This window comes from Rhizobium phaseoli, assembly GCF_003985125.1.
GTDB lineage: Bacteria > Pseudomonadota > Alphaproteobacteria > Rhizobiales > Rhizobiaceae > Rhizobium > Rhizobium phaseoli.
Window position 1 is genome coordinate 1 of sequence record NZ_ML133605.1, and the last position, 14,221, is coordinate 14,221.

14 protein-coding genes and 3 pseudogenes are annotated in these 14,221 nt (G+C 56.6%); 8 read left to right on the top strand and 9 right to left on the bottom strand.

The annotated features are described in order from the left end of the window. Nucleotides 1–118: 118 nt before the first annotated feature. Nucleotides 119–409 (top strand): annotated as a pseudogene (locus tag EFD56_RS30970) (transposase); the annotation flags it as partial. Here EFD56_RS30970 and EFD56_RS33810 read toward each other — a convergent pair. Next, complete coding sequence (locus tag EFD56_RS33810; protein ID WP_011053458.1) at nucleotides 406–717, bottom strand: MafI2 family immunity protein; 312 nt, start codon at nucleotides 715–717, stop codon at nucleotides 406–408. The pseudogene EFD56_RS30970 and the gene EFD56_RS33810 overlap by 4 nt on opposite strands. A 179-nt stretch (nucleotides 718–896) precedes the next feature. Here EFD56_RS33810 and EFD56_RS30980 point away from each other — a divergent pair. The 4 genes and pseudogenes from EFD56_RS30980 to nodD1 form a co-directional block, all read left to right on the top strand. Next, nucleotides 897–1,191 (top strand): annotated as a pseudogene (locus EFD56_RS30980) (transposase); the annotation flags it as partial. Nucleotides 1,192–1,198: 7 nt separating this feature from the next. Further along, nucleotides 1,199–1,874 (top strand): annotated as a pseudogene (gene istB / locus EFD56_RS30985) (IS21-like element helper ATPase IstB); the annotation flags it as partial. Between the two features lie 388 nt (nucleotides 1,875–2,262). Beyond that, on the top strand, nucleotides 2,263–2,595 hold the full coding sequence (gene nolE, locus EFD56_RS30990) for a nodulation protein NolE (protein WP_010022281.1): 333 nt from the start codon (nucleotides 2,263–2,265) through the stop codon (nucleotides 2,593–2,595). Nucleotides 2,596–2,763: 168 nt separating this feature from the next. Next, nucleotides 2,764–3,702: a transcriptional regulator NodD1 gene (gene nodD1 / locus EFD56_RS30995; RefSeq protein ID WP_029532439.1), complete on the top strand. Its 939-nt coding sequence runs from the start codon at nucleotides 2,764–2,766 to the stop codon at nucleotides 3,700–3,702. Between the two features lie 352 nt (nucleotides 3,703–4,054). Here the strand turns inward: nodD1 and EFD56_RS31000 are convergent, their stop codons facing one another. The 7 genes from EFD56_RS31000 to nodB form a co-directional block, all read right to left on the bottom strand. Further along, nucleotides 4,055–4,471: a cupin domain-containing protein gene (locus EFD56_RS31000; protein WP_010020624.1), complete on the bottom strand. Its 417-nt coding sequence runs from the start codon at nucleotides 4,469–4,471 to the stop codon at nucleotides 4,055–4,057. 206 nt (nucleotides 4,472–4,677) lie between these two features. Then, on the bottom strand, nucleotides 4,678–5,466 hold the full coding sequence (locus EFD56_RS31005) for an ABC transporter permease (RefSeq protein ID WP_011053461.1): 789 nt from the start codon (nucleotides 5,464–5,466) through the stop codon (nucleotides 4,678–4,680). Between the two features lie 3 nt (nucleotides 5,467–5,469). Then, entirely contained in the window at nucleotides 5,470–6,420 is a 951-nt protein-coding gene (nodI, locus tag EFD56_RS31010) for a nodulation factor ABC transporter ATP-binding protein NodI (RefSeq protein WP_016737487.1), read from the bottom strand. Nucleotides 6,421–6,843: 423 nt separating this feature from the next. Next, the gene (locus EFD56_RS31015; RefSeq protein ID WP_029875593.1) at nucleotides 6,844–7,104 is read right to left on the bottom strand and encodes a carbamoyltransferase N-terminal domain-containing protein; all 261 of its coding nucleotides are present in this window, start codon (nucleotides 7,102–7,104) and stop codon (nucleotides 6,844–6,846) included. Between the two features lie 35 nt (nucleotides 7,105–7,139). Further along, nucleotides 7,140–7,757 carry a nodulation methyltransferase NodS gene (gene nodS, locus EFD56_RS31020; RefSeq protein ID WP_011053463.1) on the bottom strand — a complete coding sequence of 206 codons (618 nt, stop codon included), beginning with the start codon at nucleotides 7,755–7,757 and terminating at the stop codon, nucleotides 7,140–7,142. Between the two features lie 15 nt (nucleotides 7,758–7,772). Next, the gene (gene nodC / locus EFD56_RS31025; RefSeq protein WP_011053464.1) at nucleotides 7,773–9,104 is read right to left on the bottom strand and encodes a chitooligosaccharide synthase NodC; all 1,332 of its coding nucleotides are present in this window, start codon (nucleotides 9,102–9,104) and stop codon (nucleotides 7,773–7,775) included. 7 nt (nucleotides 9,105–9,111) lie between these two features. Beyond that, nucleotides 9,112–9,771 (bottom strand): chitooligosaccharide deacetylase NodB, encoded by a 660-nt coding sequence (gene nodB / locus EFD56_RS31030; RefSeq protein WP_011053465.1) that lies wholly within the window; start codon nucleotides 9,769–9,771, stop codon nucleotides 9,112–9,114. 1,627 nt (nucleotides 9,772–11,398) lie between these two features. Between nodB and EFD56_RS31035 the strand changes: the two genes are divergently transcribed. The 3 genes from EFD56_RS31035 to EFD56_RS31045 all read left to right on the top strand — a co-directional run bounded on the left by EFD56_RS31035 (nucleotide 11,399) and on the right by EFD56_RS31045 (nucleotide 13,278). Then, entirely contained in the window at nucleotides 11,399–12,385 is a 987-nt protein-coding gene (locus EFD56_RS31035; protein ID WP_037145536.1) for a nodulation protein NodZ, read from the top strand. 157 nt (nucleotides 12,386–12,542) lie between these two features. Next, on the top strand, nucleotides 12,543–12,860 hold the full coding sequence (locus EFD56_RS31040; RefSeq protein ID WP_008536477.1) for a hypothetical protein: 318 nt from the start codon (nucleotides 12,543–12,545) through the stop codon (nucleotides 12,858–12,860). A 214-nt stretch (nucleotides 12,861–13,074) separates the two neighbouring features. Continuing rightward, entirely contained in the window at nucleotides 13,075–13,278 is a 204-nt protein-coding gene (locus tag EFD56_RS31045; protein WP_008536476.1) for a hypothetical protein, read from the top strand. 261 nt (nucleotides 13,279–13,539) lie between these two features. Here EFD56_RS31045 and EFD56_RS31050 read toward each other — a convergent pair whose 3' ends face one another. Beyond that, on the bottom strand, nucleotides 13,540–14,205 hold the full coding sequence (locus tag EFD56_RS31050; protein ID WP_008536475.1) for a Crp/Fnr family transcriptional regulator: 666 nt from the start codon (nucleotides 14,203–14,205) through the stop codon (nucleotides 13,540–13,542). Nucleotides 14,206–14,221 lie beyond the last annotated feature (16 nt).

Consider the following 14,221-nt stretch of genomic DNA (forward strand, 5'->3'; position numbering starts at 1 on the left):
TTGCGAAGATCATTTGAAAGAGGTCGAGTCATCCGATGCTGGCCTCCACTCCAGCCAGCATCTTGAATCACAAAACAGCCAAAAACGGAATCCCTTCCGATTCAACTAAATCCAGATACGCTCTAAATCATTCCTTGCTGACAAGGGCTACGACGGCGACTCCGCCCGCGAAGAGTTGCTGATCCACGGCATTCGGCCCGTGATTCCGCCAAAAGCGAACCGGAAAGACCCGCCTTCCTGCGACTTCAAAGTTTATAAAGACCGCAACCGCATCGAACGAATGTTCAACCGGCTCAAACAGTTCCGACGGATTGCCACCCGTTACGACAAGACCCGAACTTCCTTCGAAGCGTTCCTTTTGCTGGCCGCCGCAAAAATCTGGCTGCCGCACTTCATGGAACGCCTTTAGCCCAGCAATGGCTCAAATCGCCTGTAAGCCCACCATCGCCTATCAACCGGAACCTTCGGTCCATCCGATGGTGGGGATGTGAAGACAGTCATTATTGTTTCATAACCGAAATCCGAGATGACCTCGGATGCGACTACCTCCATGCGTTCGCGGTCATCATCGCTGAAATCGGGATCGACCAAGAATTCGAGGACAATCTCGTTGCCACTCCAGCCACACGTAACGGCGGCGAGCGTCGATGATACGGCCCCGAGCAAGGCGCGTTGCACACTAAGTCGAAGTCGTATTTCCCGATCAGCTCCAGACATCAAATCCTCCGTTAGGAGCCATCTTATCGCATTATCACTGCTGACTTTGTCAACAGGACCTAGGAGTGGAGGGTGACGTTTTGCTTAAAAACACAAGCCTATAGCCGGTTCCCTTTTTGGGATTCAAGAACCGCGCCGAGTTTGCCGGAGGCTTCAACTCATGAGAGATTGGAGCCGATATGAGCAAGACAACGAACAAATTCTCGCCTGAAGTCCGTGAGCGTGCCATCCGCATGGTGCTGGATCACGAAGCCGAGCACCCCGCGCGGTGGGCTGCCGTTTCATCTATCGCGGCCAAGATCGGCTGCTCGCCGGCCACGCACGCTGCACGAATGGGTGAAGAAGACCGAGGTCGATAGCGGTAAGCGAGCAGGCCGGCCGAACGATGTCGCCGAGAATATGAATGCTCTTGAGCGGGAGAGCCGCGAGCTTCGTCAGGCCAACGAGATTCTGCGCAAAGCGTCGGCGTATTTTGCCCAGGCGAAACCTGCCACCGGAAAAGACGCTCGACAGCTTTGATTTTGATGCAGTCCCTATGGTCTCCAAGGCCCAGGTCATGGCCATTGCCGCTGCGACAGCTGGGTCGCGAAAGGTGCCAATATCCTCATGTTCGGTCCGCCGGGCGGCGGAAAGAGCCATCTCGCCGCGGCCCTCGACCTCGCGCTGATCGAGAACGGTTGGCGGGTGCTGTTCACTCGCACGACCGACCTCGTCCAGAAACTGCAGGTCGCACGGCGTGAACTCCAGATCGAATCCGCCGTCGCAAAGCTCGACAAGTTCGATCTGCTTATCCTCGACGACCTGGCCTACGTCACCAGGACCAGGCCGAAACCCGCGTGCTCTTCGAACTCATCTCCCAAGATATGAGCGGCGGTCCATCATCATCACCGCCAATCAGCCCTTTGGAGAATGGAACCTCGTCTTTCCGGACCCGGCCATGACGCTTGCCGCGGTAGACCGACTTGTTCATCACGCTACGATCATTCGAAATGAACGTCGAAAGCTAATGGCGACGTTCCGCGATGGAAGCTAAACGTGGTCGACCCAGCCGGCTTGCGGCCATTACCTCTATCTCATTGCAAACGATGACACTGAAACGTCAGGAATCCGGTCTTCTCCATACAAGGCAGCCGATCGAACAAAATGTCGTAGCCTGACGGGAGACGCAGGGGTGTCCCTCCCGCACGCGGCGCCCTTTGCTATCCCGGATGAAGGGGATGGCGGCAACGACATGCGCAAGCCCACTGAGGATAGAAGGACTGGGTGAAAAGGCGCCCCTGAAAACAGTGGGTTTGGCGACACTTGTTGGCTCGGGCAGGCAAGACGTCGTCTACATGCATCAAATGGATGACTCGCATTTAAACAATAGATTTCACCAATTTTCGCGGATGCTCCATAGACGGCCGTCTCCACTCCACCGGGTATGATCCGTTGAAAGGCTCTCAACCAATCCAACAACGCCTGTAGCCCCGAAGCACTGGCGGCGGGAATGGCATCAATCCTACCTGGTATCGCCTGGCCTTAGTCGAAGAAAGGAAACGTCTCATGAAGGTTATTGGTTACTACGTCATCGTTGCAGCGTTGCTCGCATTGACATTGCGGGCCGGGCCGTCACTTGCAGCAGATGATCGTAACCAAGATTGTGGCCCGGCGGCAAGTGACCCCCGCGCAAACCTGAATGGTGCTGACAAAGCCCATTCAGCGGAGCACACTCAAGACTTCAATTGCCAAGATACTCCTGCCGAAGAAGGTGAGTGCTACGAGTGCGTCTTACCCCCCGAAGTACATATTGAAGGCGCCGAAGTGATCGACGTCGCAGACCGAAACCTTTATCCGCGGAAAACACTGCTACTCGCCAGAATGATCAGGCACCACTGAATCGTGTCGGTTGAAGGTAGCAGTAAGACCATCAAAGCCACGGCGGCTGGAACATCGATACTTTCTCAATTTTAGGCGACCCTTTGCTTGCTGATCTCTCGTGGCGGCGCACACTGCGAGACCAAGCCTTTTCACCTTTTATCTCGCCACCTCGCTATGGATGAAGACATGCGGTTCAAGGGCCTTGATCTGAATCTCCTCGTCGCACTCGACGCCTTGATGACCGAGCGTAATCTCACGGCGGCAGCGCGCAGCATCAACTTGAGCCAACCGGCCATGAGCGCGGCCGTCGGCAGGTTACGCACCTATTTCAATGACGACCTTTTTACCATGGTCGGTCGCGAACTCGTTCCAACCCCGCGTGCGGAGCGGCTCGCGCCTTCGGTCCGCGAGGCTCTGCTTCACATCCAGGTTTCGATCATATCCTGGGATCCGTTTTGCCCTGCTCAATCGGATCGCTGCTTCAGAGTCATTCTTTCCGATTACGCCGCACTCGTTTTTTTTGAAAAGGTCGTGACGCGTGTCGCCCGAGAAGCGCCCGCCGTCAGCTTCGAGTTGCTGCCGATCGCCGATAACTACGATGATTACTTGCGGCGCGGTGACGCCGATTTTCTCATCTTTCCGGAATTGCTCATGTCGCGCGCACATCCTAAGGTGGCGTTATTCGAGGAGACCCTCGTGTGCGTGGGCTGCCGCTCGAACAAGCTACTCTCGGAGCAACTTACACTCGAGAGGTATATGTCGATGGGGCACGTTGTGGTGAAGTTTGGGAACGCTGCTTCCATCGAGGAATGGTGTTTGCTTGGGCACGGGCTTAAGAGACATGTCGAAGTAGTCGTGCAGGGCTTCAGCATGGTTCCGTTCATGCTTTCAGGGACCGAGCGCATAGCGACAATGCCCTTACGCCTGGTCAAGCAGCTCGAAAAGACAATACCCCTGCGGATCGCTGACCTTCCGCTACCTTTGCCCGCGTTCACACAGGCCCTCCAATGGCCCGCGCTTCACAATAGTGATCAGGCAAGCCTCTGGATGCGGGACGTGCTATGCCAGGAAGCATCCCGCATGCCTTCGCCCCATGAGGTAATGAGACGTCTCAGGATTTCCTAGCATTCTTTCGTGGTTTTGTCGTTCGGCGTGATTCATGGCGTCGGAATGAGGAGCCTCTTTGAAACGCCGCCGCTACAGTCTCACGGATGATCGATGATCCTGTCGCCGCTGGCCCAACAGCCGCGCTGACTGACGACCAAGTATGGAGGAACTGGACAGATGCTCTCCTACGCCCGCCGTTCAGCCGACCAATGAAACAACCTCCTCGACAGTTTGTCGACGACGCAAGTCGAAGGTTCACGCAGCTCCAATCGACATTAGCAAGGAGCGGCAAACCAACCCCTAATATGGGACGGGTTCACCACATCCGAGCCGTGGCGCCAGATTGCCCTCCGGTAATACCTCAACGTCTTTATTTTTGCGGCAGAACATTCTCACTGCCCTTTTCCACCTGATCGATCACGAGCAGCTTTACCGGCTCGGTGCCGTTGTTCGCCCCTTTATGCCATATGCCCCAGGACTCGACGATAAAATCCCCTGCCGTGAAAATGCTTTCTTTCCCAGATTCTGTATTGGTGACCGTGATCTCCCCCGAAAGCACATAGCCATAGCGCTGATAGCGATGCTGATGAATTGGTAACGTCGCACCGGGCGCAATCTCATAAATCGAAGCGATGACCTCGACATCCTTCCGTGGAACGATGATGGGCTGACCGGCAATCGTACGATCGGTCCTTAAGATAAGCGTAGCCGCGACCGCTTTGTTTTCGAACGCGTTCGCGGGACACGCCAGAGCAAAGAGCGCCGTAGCGATTGAGATGACCTTCATTTGCTTTTCTCCTGATACACGCCGGATCTTCCTGAAGGGTGTTTGCTTCCGAGTTCGGCCAGTTGCAGAGCGAAAAACCTGCATCGTCTCGCCGGCGCCGACATGGGTTCGTTTGTTCCCGGACTATGATGATTATCTTCAGAGCTCTGCGGGTCTTTTCAAGACACTGCATCGCAATACCCCTCCTGGCGTGGTGGCGAGTGGCGTCAAGACATCAGGCGCCGACGCAACAGCGCTGCCGACAGGAAGAACGGCAAAAGCGCGTAGATGCAAAGCGCGCCTATATGCAGGCCCATGCTGCTCGCGGGGCGCCCAAGCATTGCCGGGCGTATGAGGTCGATCGCATGCGCTAGAGGCAAGAACTGCGCTACCTGCTGAAAAGTCTGGGGCAGTTGCGTGATTGGAAACACCGCGCCGCACAAGAACAGCATTGGTGTGAGGACGAGCGTCTGGTAAAAAATGAAATACTCGTAACTGGGCGCAAGCGCCGTGACTACCATCGCAAGGCTCGCGAATGCAAATCCAGTGAGCATGATAATTGGCAGCACATAGACGACTGATGGCCACGTCGCATAGCCTAGCACGGTGGCGACGATTATGATTCCCGTACCGGCAAGAAATGCCTTGCTCGCTGCCCATGCCAACTCACCCAGGATGATGTCCCCAAGTGTCATTTGTGTGTAGAGCATGGCTTCCCAGGTGCGTTGGGCGTGCATTCGCGTAAAGGCCGCGTAAATCGTCTCGAACGTCGCAGACGTCATCGCGCTTGTCGCCACCATGCCGCCCGCCAAGAATGCAACGTAGGTTGTGCCGTCAACGCGACCCACAATAATTCCGAGGCCAAGGCCGAGGCCAAACAGGTAGATCATAGGATCGGCCAGACTTCCAACAATTGACGCAAGTGCTACTTTCTTCCATGCCAGATAGTTGCGTCGCCATATCGCAATCCAGTTAAAAGCGTTGGCGGGCAGAGCCGCAGCACAACCTTCATCCATCGTTCACTTCTCCATCTCGCGCCCGGTCAACCGCAAAAATACATCCTCAAGATTCGGCGGACGCTGCAGAATGCGCAAGCCCGCGCGCTGCCGTAACCGCACACGCACCTGCTCCGGGTCGGACACATAGCAAAAAAGGGTCTCGCCGCTAATTTCGATGCGATCGGCATATGGCCCGACCAGCGATTCCAACTCATGCGGATCGCCGCCGTAGATCTCAATGACTTCGCACCCGATCAGTTCATCGATCAGGTCATGCGGACGCCCTTCGGCAATGCTGCGACCTCCTTCGAGTACGCAGAGTCGATCGCATAACCGTTCGGCTTCTTCCATGAAATGGGTGGTCAAGATGATCGTTTTGCCGCGCGTAAGCAGGGAACGCAGGCGCTCCCAGATCAGGTGGCGCGCGTGCGGGTCGAGACCGGTGGTCGGCTCGTCCATGACAAGTAGCTGCGGGTCATTGATCAACGCACGCGCTAGCGTCAGGCGCCGCTTCATGCCGCCTGAAAGTTCAGACACACGCGCATTCACCTTGCTCTCTAGGCGTGCAAACTCAAGGAGCGACGACATGACCGCCTCGACTTTGCGTGTATTCATGCCGAAGTAGCGGCTGTAGACCAGCAGATTCTCGCGCACAGTGAATTCAGGCTCAAGGTTGTCGAATTGCGGCACCACGCCGATACCCTTTCGCGCCAAGCGAGCCTGGGCAGGCACCGGCACGCCGAGCACGGTAATCTTCCCCGCATCAGGGGCTGTCATGCCAAGGATCATGCGTGCGATCGTGCTCTTGCCCGCGCCGTTCGGTCCAAGCAGCCCGAAGCATTCCCCCGGGGAAACGCGGAACGATAGCGCGCTGACCACGGCCTTGTCGCCATATGTCTTACTTACGTCGGAAAAATCTATTGCGGTCATGAACATGCGCTCATCTGACCGTCGGGCGCCGTTGACCGGCATTTCTTCGGTTGGTTGGGTTCTTCCTGGTCCATCGCACCGTATGTGTTCATTGCGTCTCCATTAAAGGGCTGCAGCAGAATCCGGGAAAACGCCTCGTCCGTGGTAATTGGCACTCGTGTTGCAGAGCAGCCGAATGTCCCTGAGCTTGTTACATTCGAAGAGTAGCTCGGCGCCTTCACGGAGAGAGTGCCTGGGATGGTCTGAAATCGTGCAGATTCATCGAGATGGACAACAGCCGGAATTCTGTCCTGGCATCTCATCCGGGTCTGATGGTTAAACAACATTTCGCAATCCGGAGTTCGAGGGCTGACTATATAAGGCGCACGGGTCCTCCAGGCAGATCGGCGCCACGAGGCGGAGCCACGGGCTGCGGTGGCCGCGCGGCACCTATCACGAGGATAGTTCTTGCAGGGAAATGCCCTGTCATTGGAACGAGACCGGAGCCCTCGACGGATTCGAGAGAACTTTCAGCATTGCACCCCAGCCGTCGATGATGATTTGATCAAGAACGCGTGGATCCGGACCGTGTTGCGCCAAAGCGGCGCCAATCGCGTCGAGATTGTCGACAGTTTCATATCGCGGGTTGCTGCCCCGCTTCTCCTGCTCGACGCAGAAGGCGAGCCACCCATTCTCGACAAGCGCGTCCGCTCCGTCATGGGTCAATTTGATACCACAGATGCGCATAGTGTCTCCATGTCTGAACGTCGAGGGTTGAGCCGTTAGGAGGCAGAAAACGGATTTCGGAAACAGGCGAGCAAGCAATCTTCGTTGACCGACTCACCCCGACACTCAAGCCGCTCTACCTCGAGCAAAGTTTCGTTCAGCATGCCGAGGATCGTCTCAGCACCAGCAACGTGGCCCCAGCGACGACAGTTGGCGTCGCGCGCCGATCCGAAAACCAGATATCCATCTGGCGCAAGCATCCGCACTAAATTCCGAACAGCCCCTCTCATCTCGGCTATTCCTCCGATGTAGTAGAGCACTTCCGCCACAACGATCAGATCAAACCTCTCGTCAGGTGAAAACTGTTGAACATCAGAGACTATCCAGCTGATGTGCGGAGAACCCCTTATGCGTCGACGCGATCTTTCTATAGCCTGAGGCACAACATCGATCACGGTGAGCCGTTTGCAGTGGGGGGCTAGCTGCACCGTAAATGCGCCGGCAGCGCATCCCACTTCGAGCGCACTTGAGATGGATCCCTGGGCAAGCGCCAAGCGGAGCATTTGCGTGTGACGCTCACGCTCGAATGGATTGGCGTCGAGTCCCCATGGATCGGGTGCAGCCAGTTCCCGATTCAGCAATTGATAATTGTCGCTCTGTGTCAACTCGTTCACCTCGGTAAATAGATCTTACTCGTCGCTGCACATGCAGTCAGACGTCGTTCGCCTGGCAGGATGGCGGGCGGGCTTGAGCCTTCGAGGCGCTGTCGCATGTCCAGAACATTCTGTAGTGCGTGCATCAGCCGTCGGATGTTGATTCGAGTTGCCAGCAGAGCTGCGCGACAGCCAGTCGCTATTGCTCAGCGTGCACAGCGCGTAGGCTTTCAAGGGCAGTAGCAGAAAAATATTGATGAATGTATGCAGAGAGAATCCGAGGAACCGTAGTTGGCGGGCCCGAAGCGCTACAACGCTGCAGCGGATCATCGTCATGGCCACAATCATCAGGGCTGCCAACCAAGGCGCGGTGCCCGTCAATGCAAGCTGTGCGAGTCCCGTCAGCACTGATAGTGCCAGAAGCAGCGGTCCGAGGTTCTGTCCGACGACGTCGAGCGTAAGGAAGCGATTGAGGTTGGGCAGCAGGCGCAGCCCAAGCAACGTGTCCCGGAACGTGCTCCGCGCCCAGCGTAGTTGTTGGCGCAGATACGGTCCTAGCTTGTTCGGAACGACTGTCGCTGCGATGGCGCTCGGCACGTACTCTGTTCGAAAGCCTGCCTTCAGCATGAGAATGGTGAGATGCCGATCCTCACCGAAATCGCTTGGCTTTCCCCGAAAATACTGTGACTCGTACTGGTCAAGCAGCGAAGCGAGCGCAGAGCGACGGTACATAACACATGGACCGCAGCAGCACATAACGGCACCGAAGCGAGCTTGTGCCGCACGCTCCTCGTTGCAAGCCAGCCAGTACTCCATGTCGATCAAACGGGTCAGCCAACTGTCGTTTCGGTTGCGAGCCGTCAACTGTCCCATGGCCGCGCCGACAGCCGCATCTTGCATTTTAGGCACGAGCTTCCTGATGACATCAGATGCGAGGATCGTGTCGGAGTCGACGTTTAACACCATATCTCCAGCAGAGCGGCGTATCGCAGCGATCTGTGCCTTCCGTTTGCCGACATTCTGGGGAAGCAGGAGAATATTGAATCTGGGGTCTCGCGCGAAGGCCTCGTGCACAAGTCGCAAAGCCTCGCGATTTTCGGAACCGTCATCAACTAGGTAAACCTGCAGCCTTCCCCCGTATTCCTGACCCGCAATAGAAGCCAGGCACTCCGAAAGCGTGCGGGGATCCTCGTTGAAGCTTGGCACGATGACATCTACGCTGGGCAGCTCGTCAAAGCCGCCCAAGCCGTGGGACGCCAATGAAACATCGGTCGGCAGAGAATAAACGGCCTGCATGCTTTTATATGCAGTCGAGAGAAGTGCATAAAGCGAGACGGCGACAGTGCTGGTTGTGTCAAGCATATCCATCGGATCTTCAGAACTCCCGAGGAAGCGAGCGAAATACAAAGCCGCGATCATGCAAAGCTGGAATTATGCTAGATAACGCCATGATAGTCTGGTGGCGCAGACTGTGGTCAGCTCCTTGCTGCATTTCACTGGAGGGACAACCGTCGTGCAAGAGCACGATTGACCCCGGCCGGACAGACTGCAGCACATCATTAACAATGGCGTCGGCCCCGGGAAGAGACCAGTCTCGCGGATCTACCGACCAGTGCACGGCAGTGAGTTCCGCATTCGCCGAAGCCTTGAGCACTTCTTCGGTCCAGATGCCGTAAGGAGCTCGGATGTGCCGCACCACCGCCTGAGGCGACGCCATTTTTATGGCTCTGTTTGTCTCGAGTATCTGACGTTGCACCTCGTCGGGTTCGCAGTCAGACAGGTCTGGATGCGTCATTGTGTGGTTGGCGACTTCATGCCCCTCTGCAATCATTCGCTGGATCAATTTCGATTGATCGGCCAGGAACTCGCCGATGACGAAGAATGTTGCCGGCACCCGGTGTTCAGCCAGAATATCGAGAATCTCCGGTGTACAAAATGGATGCGGACCGTCGTCGAACGTCAAATAAACGCTGTGACGACCAGTGCCGTCATCGCGCTCACCGTGCACTTCGCACGAGCAATCGAGGTGCGTCATTGCTCTCGTCCTTTCCGGTAAATTATCCTGGTGGCCATTCGGAGACCGGCCGCCCAAAGGTAGGATGATGACGCCGCGCGTGGACGCAGGTCGAAACGCGCGTGTGGCAGCGTGTAGCGTACGCCGTTTCCCAAAATAGCGGTCACCAGACCGCCTCGTTTGAATCTGTCAATACGCGGCTCGTTGCGGACTGTACCGAGTGCGAATGTAAATTCCCTCGACATGGTCGGAGTTGCGATTCCTTTTCCGCAACGGTTCCCAACGCACGTAAATCGCATGCAAAGGCCTCATAATCTTTGCCGATTTGCCAAAACGATCGATCTTGCGATCAAAGTGACGATTGGTCGCGAACCCCGACCTATCGACGATTGCAAGATGATGCAATGGGCTGATCGAACGCTTATGCTAGCATTACATTCCAAAGCCACACATTTGACCCCTCTACACCACTGGCGCGCCATCGACGACTTGATTTCCGTCAAGATGCTCGTCTAATGGATCATGCCATTCAATTCGTAAAATCGATTGTTTGGATGATACCCATCCACGCCATAGATAAAATTCGAGCCACAGTTCCTGCTAACGGACCGAGCCTGTTGTCGTGGCTGACGCCGGATTTCCGTCGTCGCTCCCTTGACGAACTTATCATGGCTCGGCATTGGCGGCTTTCTAACCTACTCTGGGTAAAGCTCCGGAGCAGATTGAAACCTTCCGGAAGCCTGAAAGCGCCGGATAGAATTGATCGGCTATGGCTGTCAAACGACTCGAGGAACTAGTCCCACTTGCCGAATTGAAGAACGGACCCCATCGGTTTGCGTTTCGTTAGATCCGAGCACTGGCCCCAATCTTCCGCAGACGGTCGGAGCGTCGCTTTTGGCTAAGCCGATAACTGTCGCCCGGATGGTGACCACCGTCGAGAGGTGAAAGCAGGCGGTCCAATAATGCTGTGACGACCACGCGACTATGGATCGAGCTGTTGTCGTAGCGCGGAACACATTTGGAAAACAAACGGGCGCGATGGGCCTCCAAGTGGAGGTAACCGAGCTCGTCTGAATCAACAACCTGGGCCGCGGCACGATCATCGACTGCTTGTCCAGCGAGCCGCAGTTGTGAGACTCGCCAGCATCGCCGCCACGGTGGCAGCCGTGACGCAATGGTGGCCACACTTATCCATCAAGCGGATGGAGATTATCCAAACAATCGATTTTACGGATTCCCCAGGATGCTCCAGAAGACGCATGAAATAGAGATCAGGTAGCGGGAAAGGACGGGAATTGGCTAGATCGGCGCCACCCTCGATGAATCGGCGAAGCGCGCCAACATGAGCCGTACCGCAACGTAAGCTCCGGCCTCTCGCTCCGAGCCAAGTGCGATGCCGATGGGTTGGATCGGGTGCGAGATAAACGACTGAACGATGACGGAGGGCTATGCGGCGGCTTCAATGCCCGGACTGAAAAGGCGTATGGCGCCGCAACTTCCAGTCTGGCGTAAAATGGTAAATCTGTGCGACGAAGGGTCATGCATAAAATTGGCGGGAATCACGAGCGTTGATGCAGGTCCGGGAATTGATATGCAAAATTTCAGCAGGATTTAAGCCGATGCGCTTTTCCAGAACAAGGCAACGAACATGCTCGCTGGCGACCTGAAGAGGGATCGGTATGTTGTTTCTCGACGGCGGACTGGTTTCGGTGATTGTCTCTGGTCGCTGGCGGCAGCTTGGCGCTATGCACAGCGAACGGGGCGGACGCTGGCCATCGATTGGCGTGGCTCCTGCTATCTCAATCAACCCTTCACGAACGCTTTTACGGTGTTCTTCGAGCCGATTCAAGATATTGCTGGCGTACGGGTTATTTGCGATGACCAGATCAACCAGTTCTCATTTCCGGGACCGTTCTTCCCATCATGGTGGAACAAGCCCTCAATCGAGAGCGTTTACCGCCCCGATGAGCAAATTTTCCGGGAACGTGACGAACTGACCGAGCTTCTTCAAGCCCAGGACGATACTGATGCCAACACGGTAGTCTGTGATGCCTGTTTAATGTGGCGGTGCGACCAAGCTGCCGAACGCCAGATATTTCAGAGCCTCAACCTTAGACCTGAAATTCAGGCTCGTATTCACGCCATCTATCAGGAGCACTTCAAGGGGCGCAGTATCATCGGTGTGCACGTACGGCATGGCAATGGCGAAGATATAATGGACCATACGCCCTACTGGGCCGATCCGGAGTTGGCCTTACGCCAGGTGTGCACTGCCATCGAGAAGGCCAAAGCGCTACCGCATCGACGCCCTGTGATGGTTTTCTTGTGTACGGACAGCGCGCAGGTACGGGACCATTTACTCGGTGTGTTCCCCGATCTAATCACTATCCCGAAATGCTTCCAGGCGGCCCAGGCCGGGCCATTACACAGTGCATCGCTGGGAGTGGACGGTGGTATCTCTGCTCTTACAGAGATGTACCTTCTCGCCCGATGCGATACGGTAATTCGCTTTCCGCCGACCAGCGCCTTTACGCGCTATGCCCGTCTCTTCGTGCCACGTGTTATTGAGTTCGACTTGAAAAATCCGACTCGCTTGATCTTGACTGATGAATCGTCCGAGCATGAGCTGGCTTGATGGACCGGCACTCCGCTGAACAAATTCTCGGCGCCCTCGCAGGATTGAGGAGAGGTGTTCACTGGATCGCGATGTGGGCGCAGCACCCGACGAGACAAGGTCGGGGCGCATCTTCTCCTAGCGTCTCGCGCGTCCAAAGGCTTGCCGAATCATTGTTGTGAAGGGTAGCTATTGGGCGCCTTCGGTGAATGGAAACGGCACCGCGCGCTCGACCCGCATCATTGGCATAGCAAGCTCGCACTTTGGCGATTCCGATGGGACGAGGACGTTCGCGCGCCACAGCTTCGTCGGCGCCTTAGCCGACGCCCTGCCTGATGCGAGGGCGTTCGTCGGGCTTGGTCGACAGATCGCCATCAAGCTGATGTTCGTGCTCTATGCGGTCGTGGGCGTGGCCGGTGCCGTTCTTTATTCCCGCATCCCGACACGTCTGGCAAACCGCGCGACCACAGAAGCCGCCGCCGCGCTAGGTCCTTAGCGCGCATCGTCCTTGCAACTCGCAACTCACTCAGCCTCGACGCATTCGCAGGCGTGATAACGCCGGCTGCGAAAAACAGAAGATGCACTGTTGTAGTCTCCGGCTCCCGCCGCTGCTTGGATGACGGCTTGCGCCAGTCGTTGACAAAACTCAATTGGCCAGCCATCATTCCCGTTGCCCGGCCATTTGTAATGATTAAGTCTGAGGTGGTGCCATGCCTCGCATGATCAGGTTCATGCTCACGCGGTTGGCGACGGGGTTCGCAATTGGATCCGCCGTGGGCTTCTTCGTTCGGCAAAATGGATTTGCCGCGGCAGGCACGCTTGAGGATTATCTCGCGCAGGGCCTGTTCATCTACCTCTTCGCAAGCACCATCAGCATGGGTTACCTCGCGACGGCCCTGCTCCTCGAAGAATAGCGCCAGACGCTCTCCGTCGCATGTTGGTGCTCGTTGCGCCCGTTCGTCTGCACTTCCCTATAAGCCCGCCAGTCCAATGGTATCCGCATGTGTCGTCAGCGCCACCGTTGATGCGGACAAGGCCTGAAGCAAGCGATGAAGACAGTCGAGATGACAAAAACAATCCGTCCTGGTGCATTTTTGCGCCTGGCCATAACGGAGCAAGCGATCGCCATATTGACGGTTGTTGAATTCCGGCGCGGTTATCGCCCTGCCCCGAGGTCAGCACGCCTTCCGCAGCAGATCGACGCTGTCGACCACGACGACCCTGCCTCTGACTTCGACCCCTGCAGGACCGAGGGCAGCGAAAGCCCGCGAAAGGGCTTCGGGCGCAACCCCGAGTTTGCCGGCCAGAATTCTCTTCCGGTAAGGCAGGCGAAAGGTGGCCTGCGATGCTGAGGCCGGGCAGCGGCTGACGAGGTAATTCGCAACACGCTGTGCAGCCGTGTGCAGCCGGTCTCCCGCTATGCAATCCATGGCACCGAGCAGATGCCGGGCCATGATGCGCATGACGTTGCGACGCATGACGGGGTCCCGGTCGGCAAGCGCCCGCAACTCCACAAGGTCGAACAACGCGACCTCTGCGCCGTCGGCGGACCATGCGCTGTAGGTGTAGGAGCCGCCTCCCGACAGGAGATATTCACCGAACGTCTCGCCCGGTTCGCAGATGCAGATATCTGCCTGGCGCCCCGCGGATTCCGACTTCGAAAGTCGCACGAAGCCGCGCATCACGCAATAGACGAACGACGCCTGCTGGCCCTCGGCGATGATCCGCTCGTCCGGTGCGAAGCTCTGGAACTGAGCCGTGTCGGCCAGTTCTTCTATCCTTGCTTTGTCCAGGCCGTGAAACAGGTCAGATCGCAAAAGTATGGGATGTCTCGATAGCATCGATCTTCCTTTCGTT

What these genes read in the sequence shown, in the direction of transcription:
- EFD56_RS33810 (WP_011053458.1), bottom strand. Translation starts at nt 717, where the DNA reads ATGTCTGGAGCTGATCGGGAAATACGACTTCGACTTAGTGTGCAACGC.
- nolE (WP_010022281.1), top strand. Translation starts at nt 2,263, where the DNA reads ATGAAGGTTATTGGTTACTACGTCATCGTTGCAGCGTTGCTCGCATTG.
- nodD1 (WP_029532439.1), top strand. Translation starts at nt 2,764, where the DNA reads ATGCGGTTCAAGGGCCTTGATCTGAATCTCCTCGTCGCACTCGACGCC.
- EFD56_RS31000 (WP_010020624.1), bottom strand. Translation starts at nt 4,471, where the DNA reads ATGAAGGTCATCTCAATCGCTACGGCGCTCTTTGCTCTGGCGTGTCCC.
- EFD56_RS31005 (WP_011053461.1), bottom strand. Translation starts at nt 5,466, where the DNA reads ATGGATGAAGGTTGTGCTGCGGCTCTGCCCGCCAACGCTTTTAACTGG.
- nodI (WP_016737487.1), bottom strand. Translation starts at nt 6,420, where the DNA reads ATGCCGGTCAACGGCGCCCGACGGTCAGATGAGCGCATGTTCATGACC.
- EFD56_RS31015 (WP_029875593.1), bottom strand. Translation starts at nt 7,104, where the DNA reads ATGCGCATCTGTGGTATCAAATTGACCCATGACGGAGCGGACGCGCTT.
- nodC (WP_011053464.1), bottom strand. Translation starts at nt 9,104, where the DNA reads ATGGATATGCTTGACACAACCAGCACTGTCGCCGTCTCGCTTTATGCA.
- nodB (WP_011053465.1), bottom strand. Translation starts at nt 9,771, where the DNA reads ATGACGCACCTCGATTGCTCGTGCGAAGTGCACGGTGAGCGCGATGAC.
- EFD56_RS31035 (WP_037145536.1), top strand. Translation starts at nt 11,399, where the DNA reads ATGCTCGCTGGCGACCTGAAGAGGGATCGGTATGTTGTTTCTCGACGG.
- EFD56_RS31045 (WP_008536476.1), top strand. Translation starts at nt 13,075, where the DNA reads ATGCCTCGCATGATCAGGTTCATGCTCACGCGGTTGGCGACGGGGTTC.
- EFD56_RS31050 (WP_008536475.1), bottom strand. Translation starts at nt 14,205, where the DNA reads ATGCTATCGAGACATCCCATACTTTTGCGATCTGACCTGTTTCACGGC.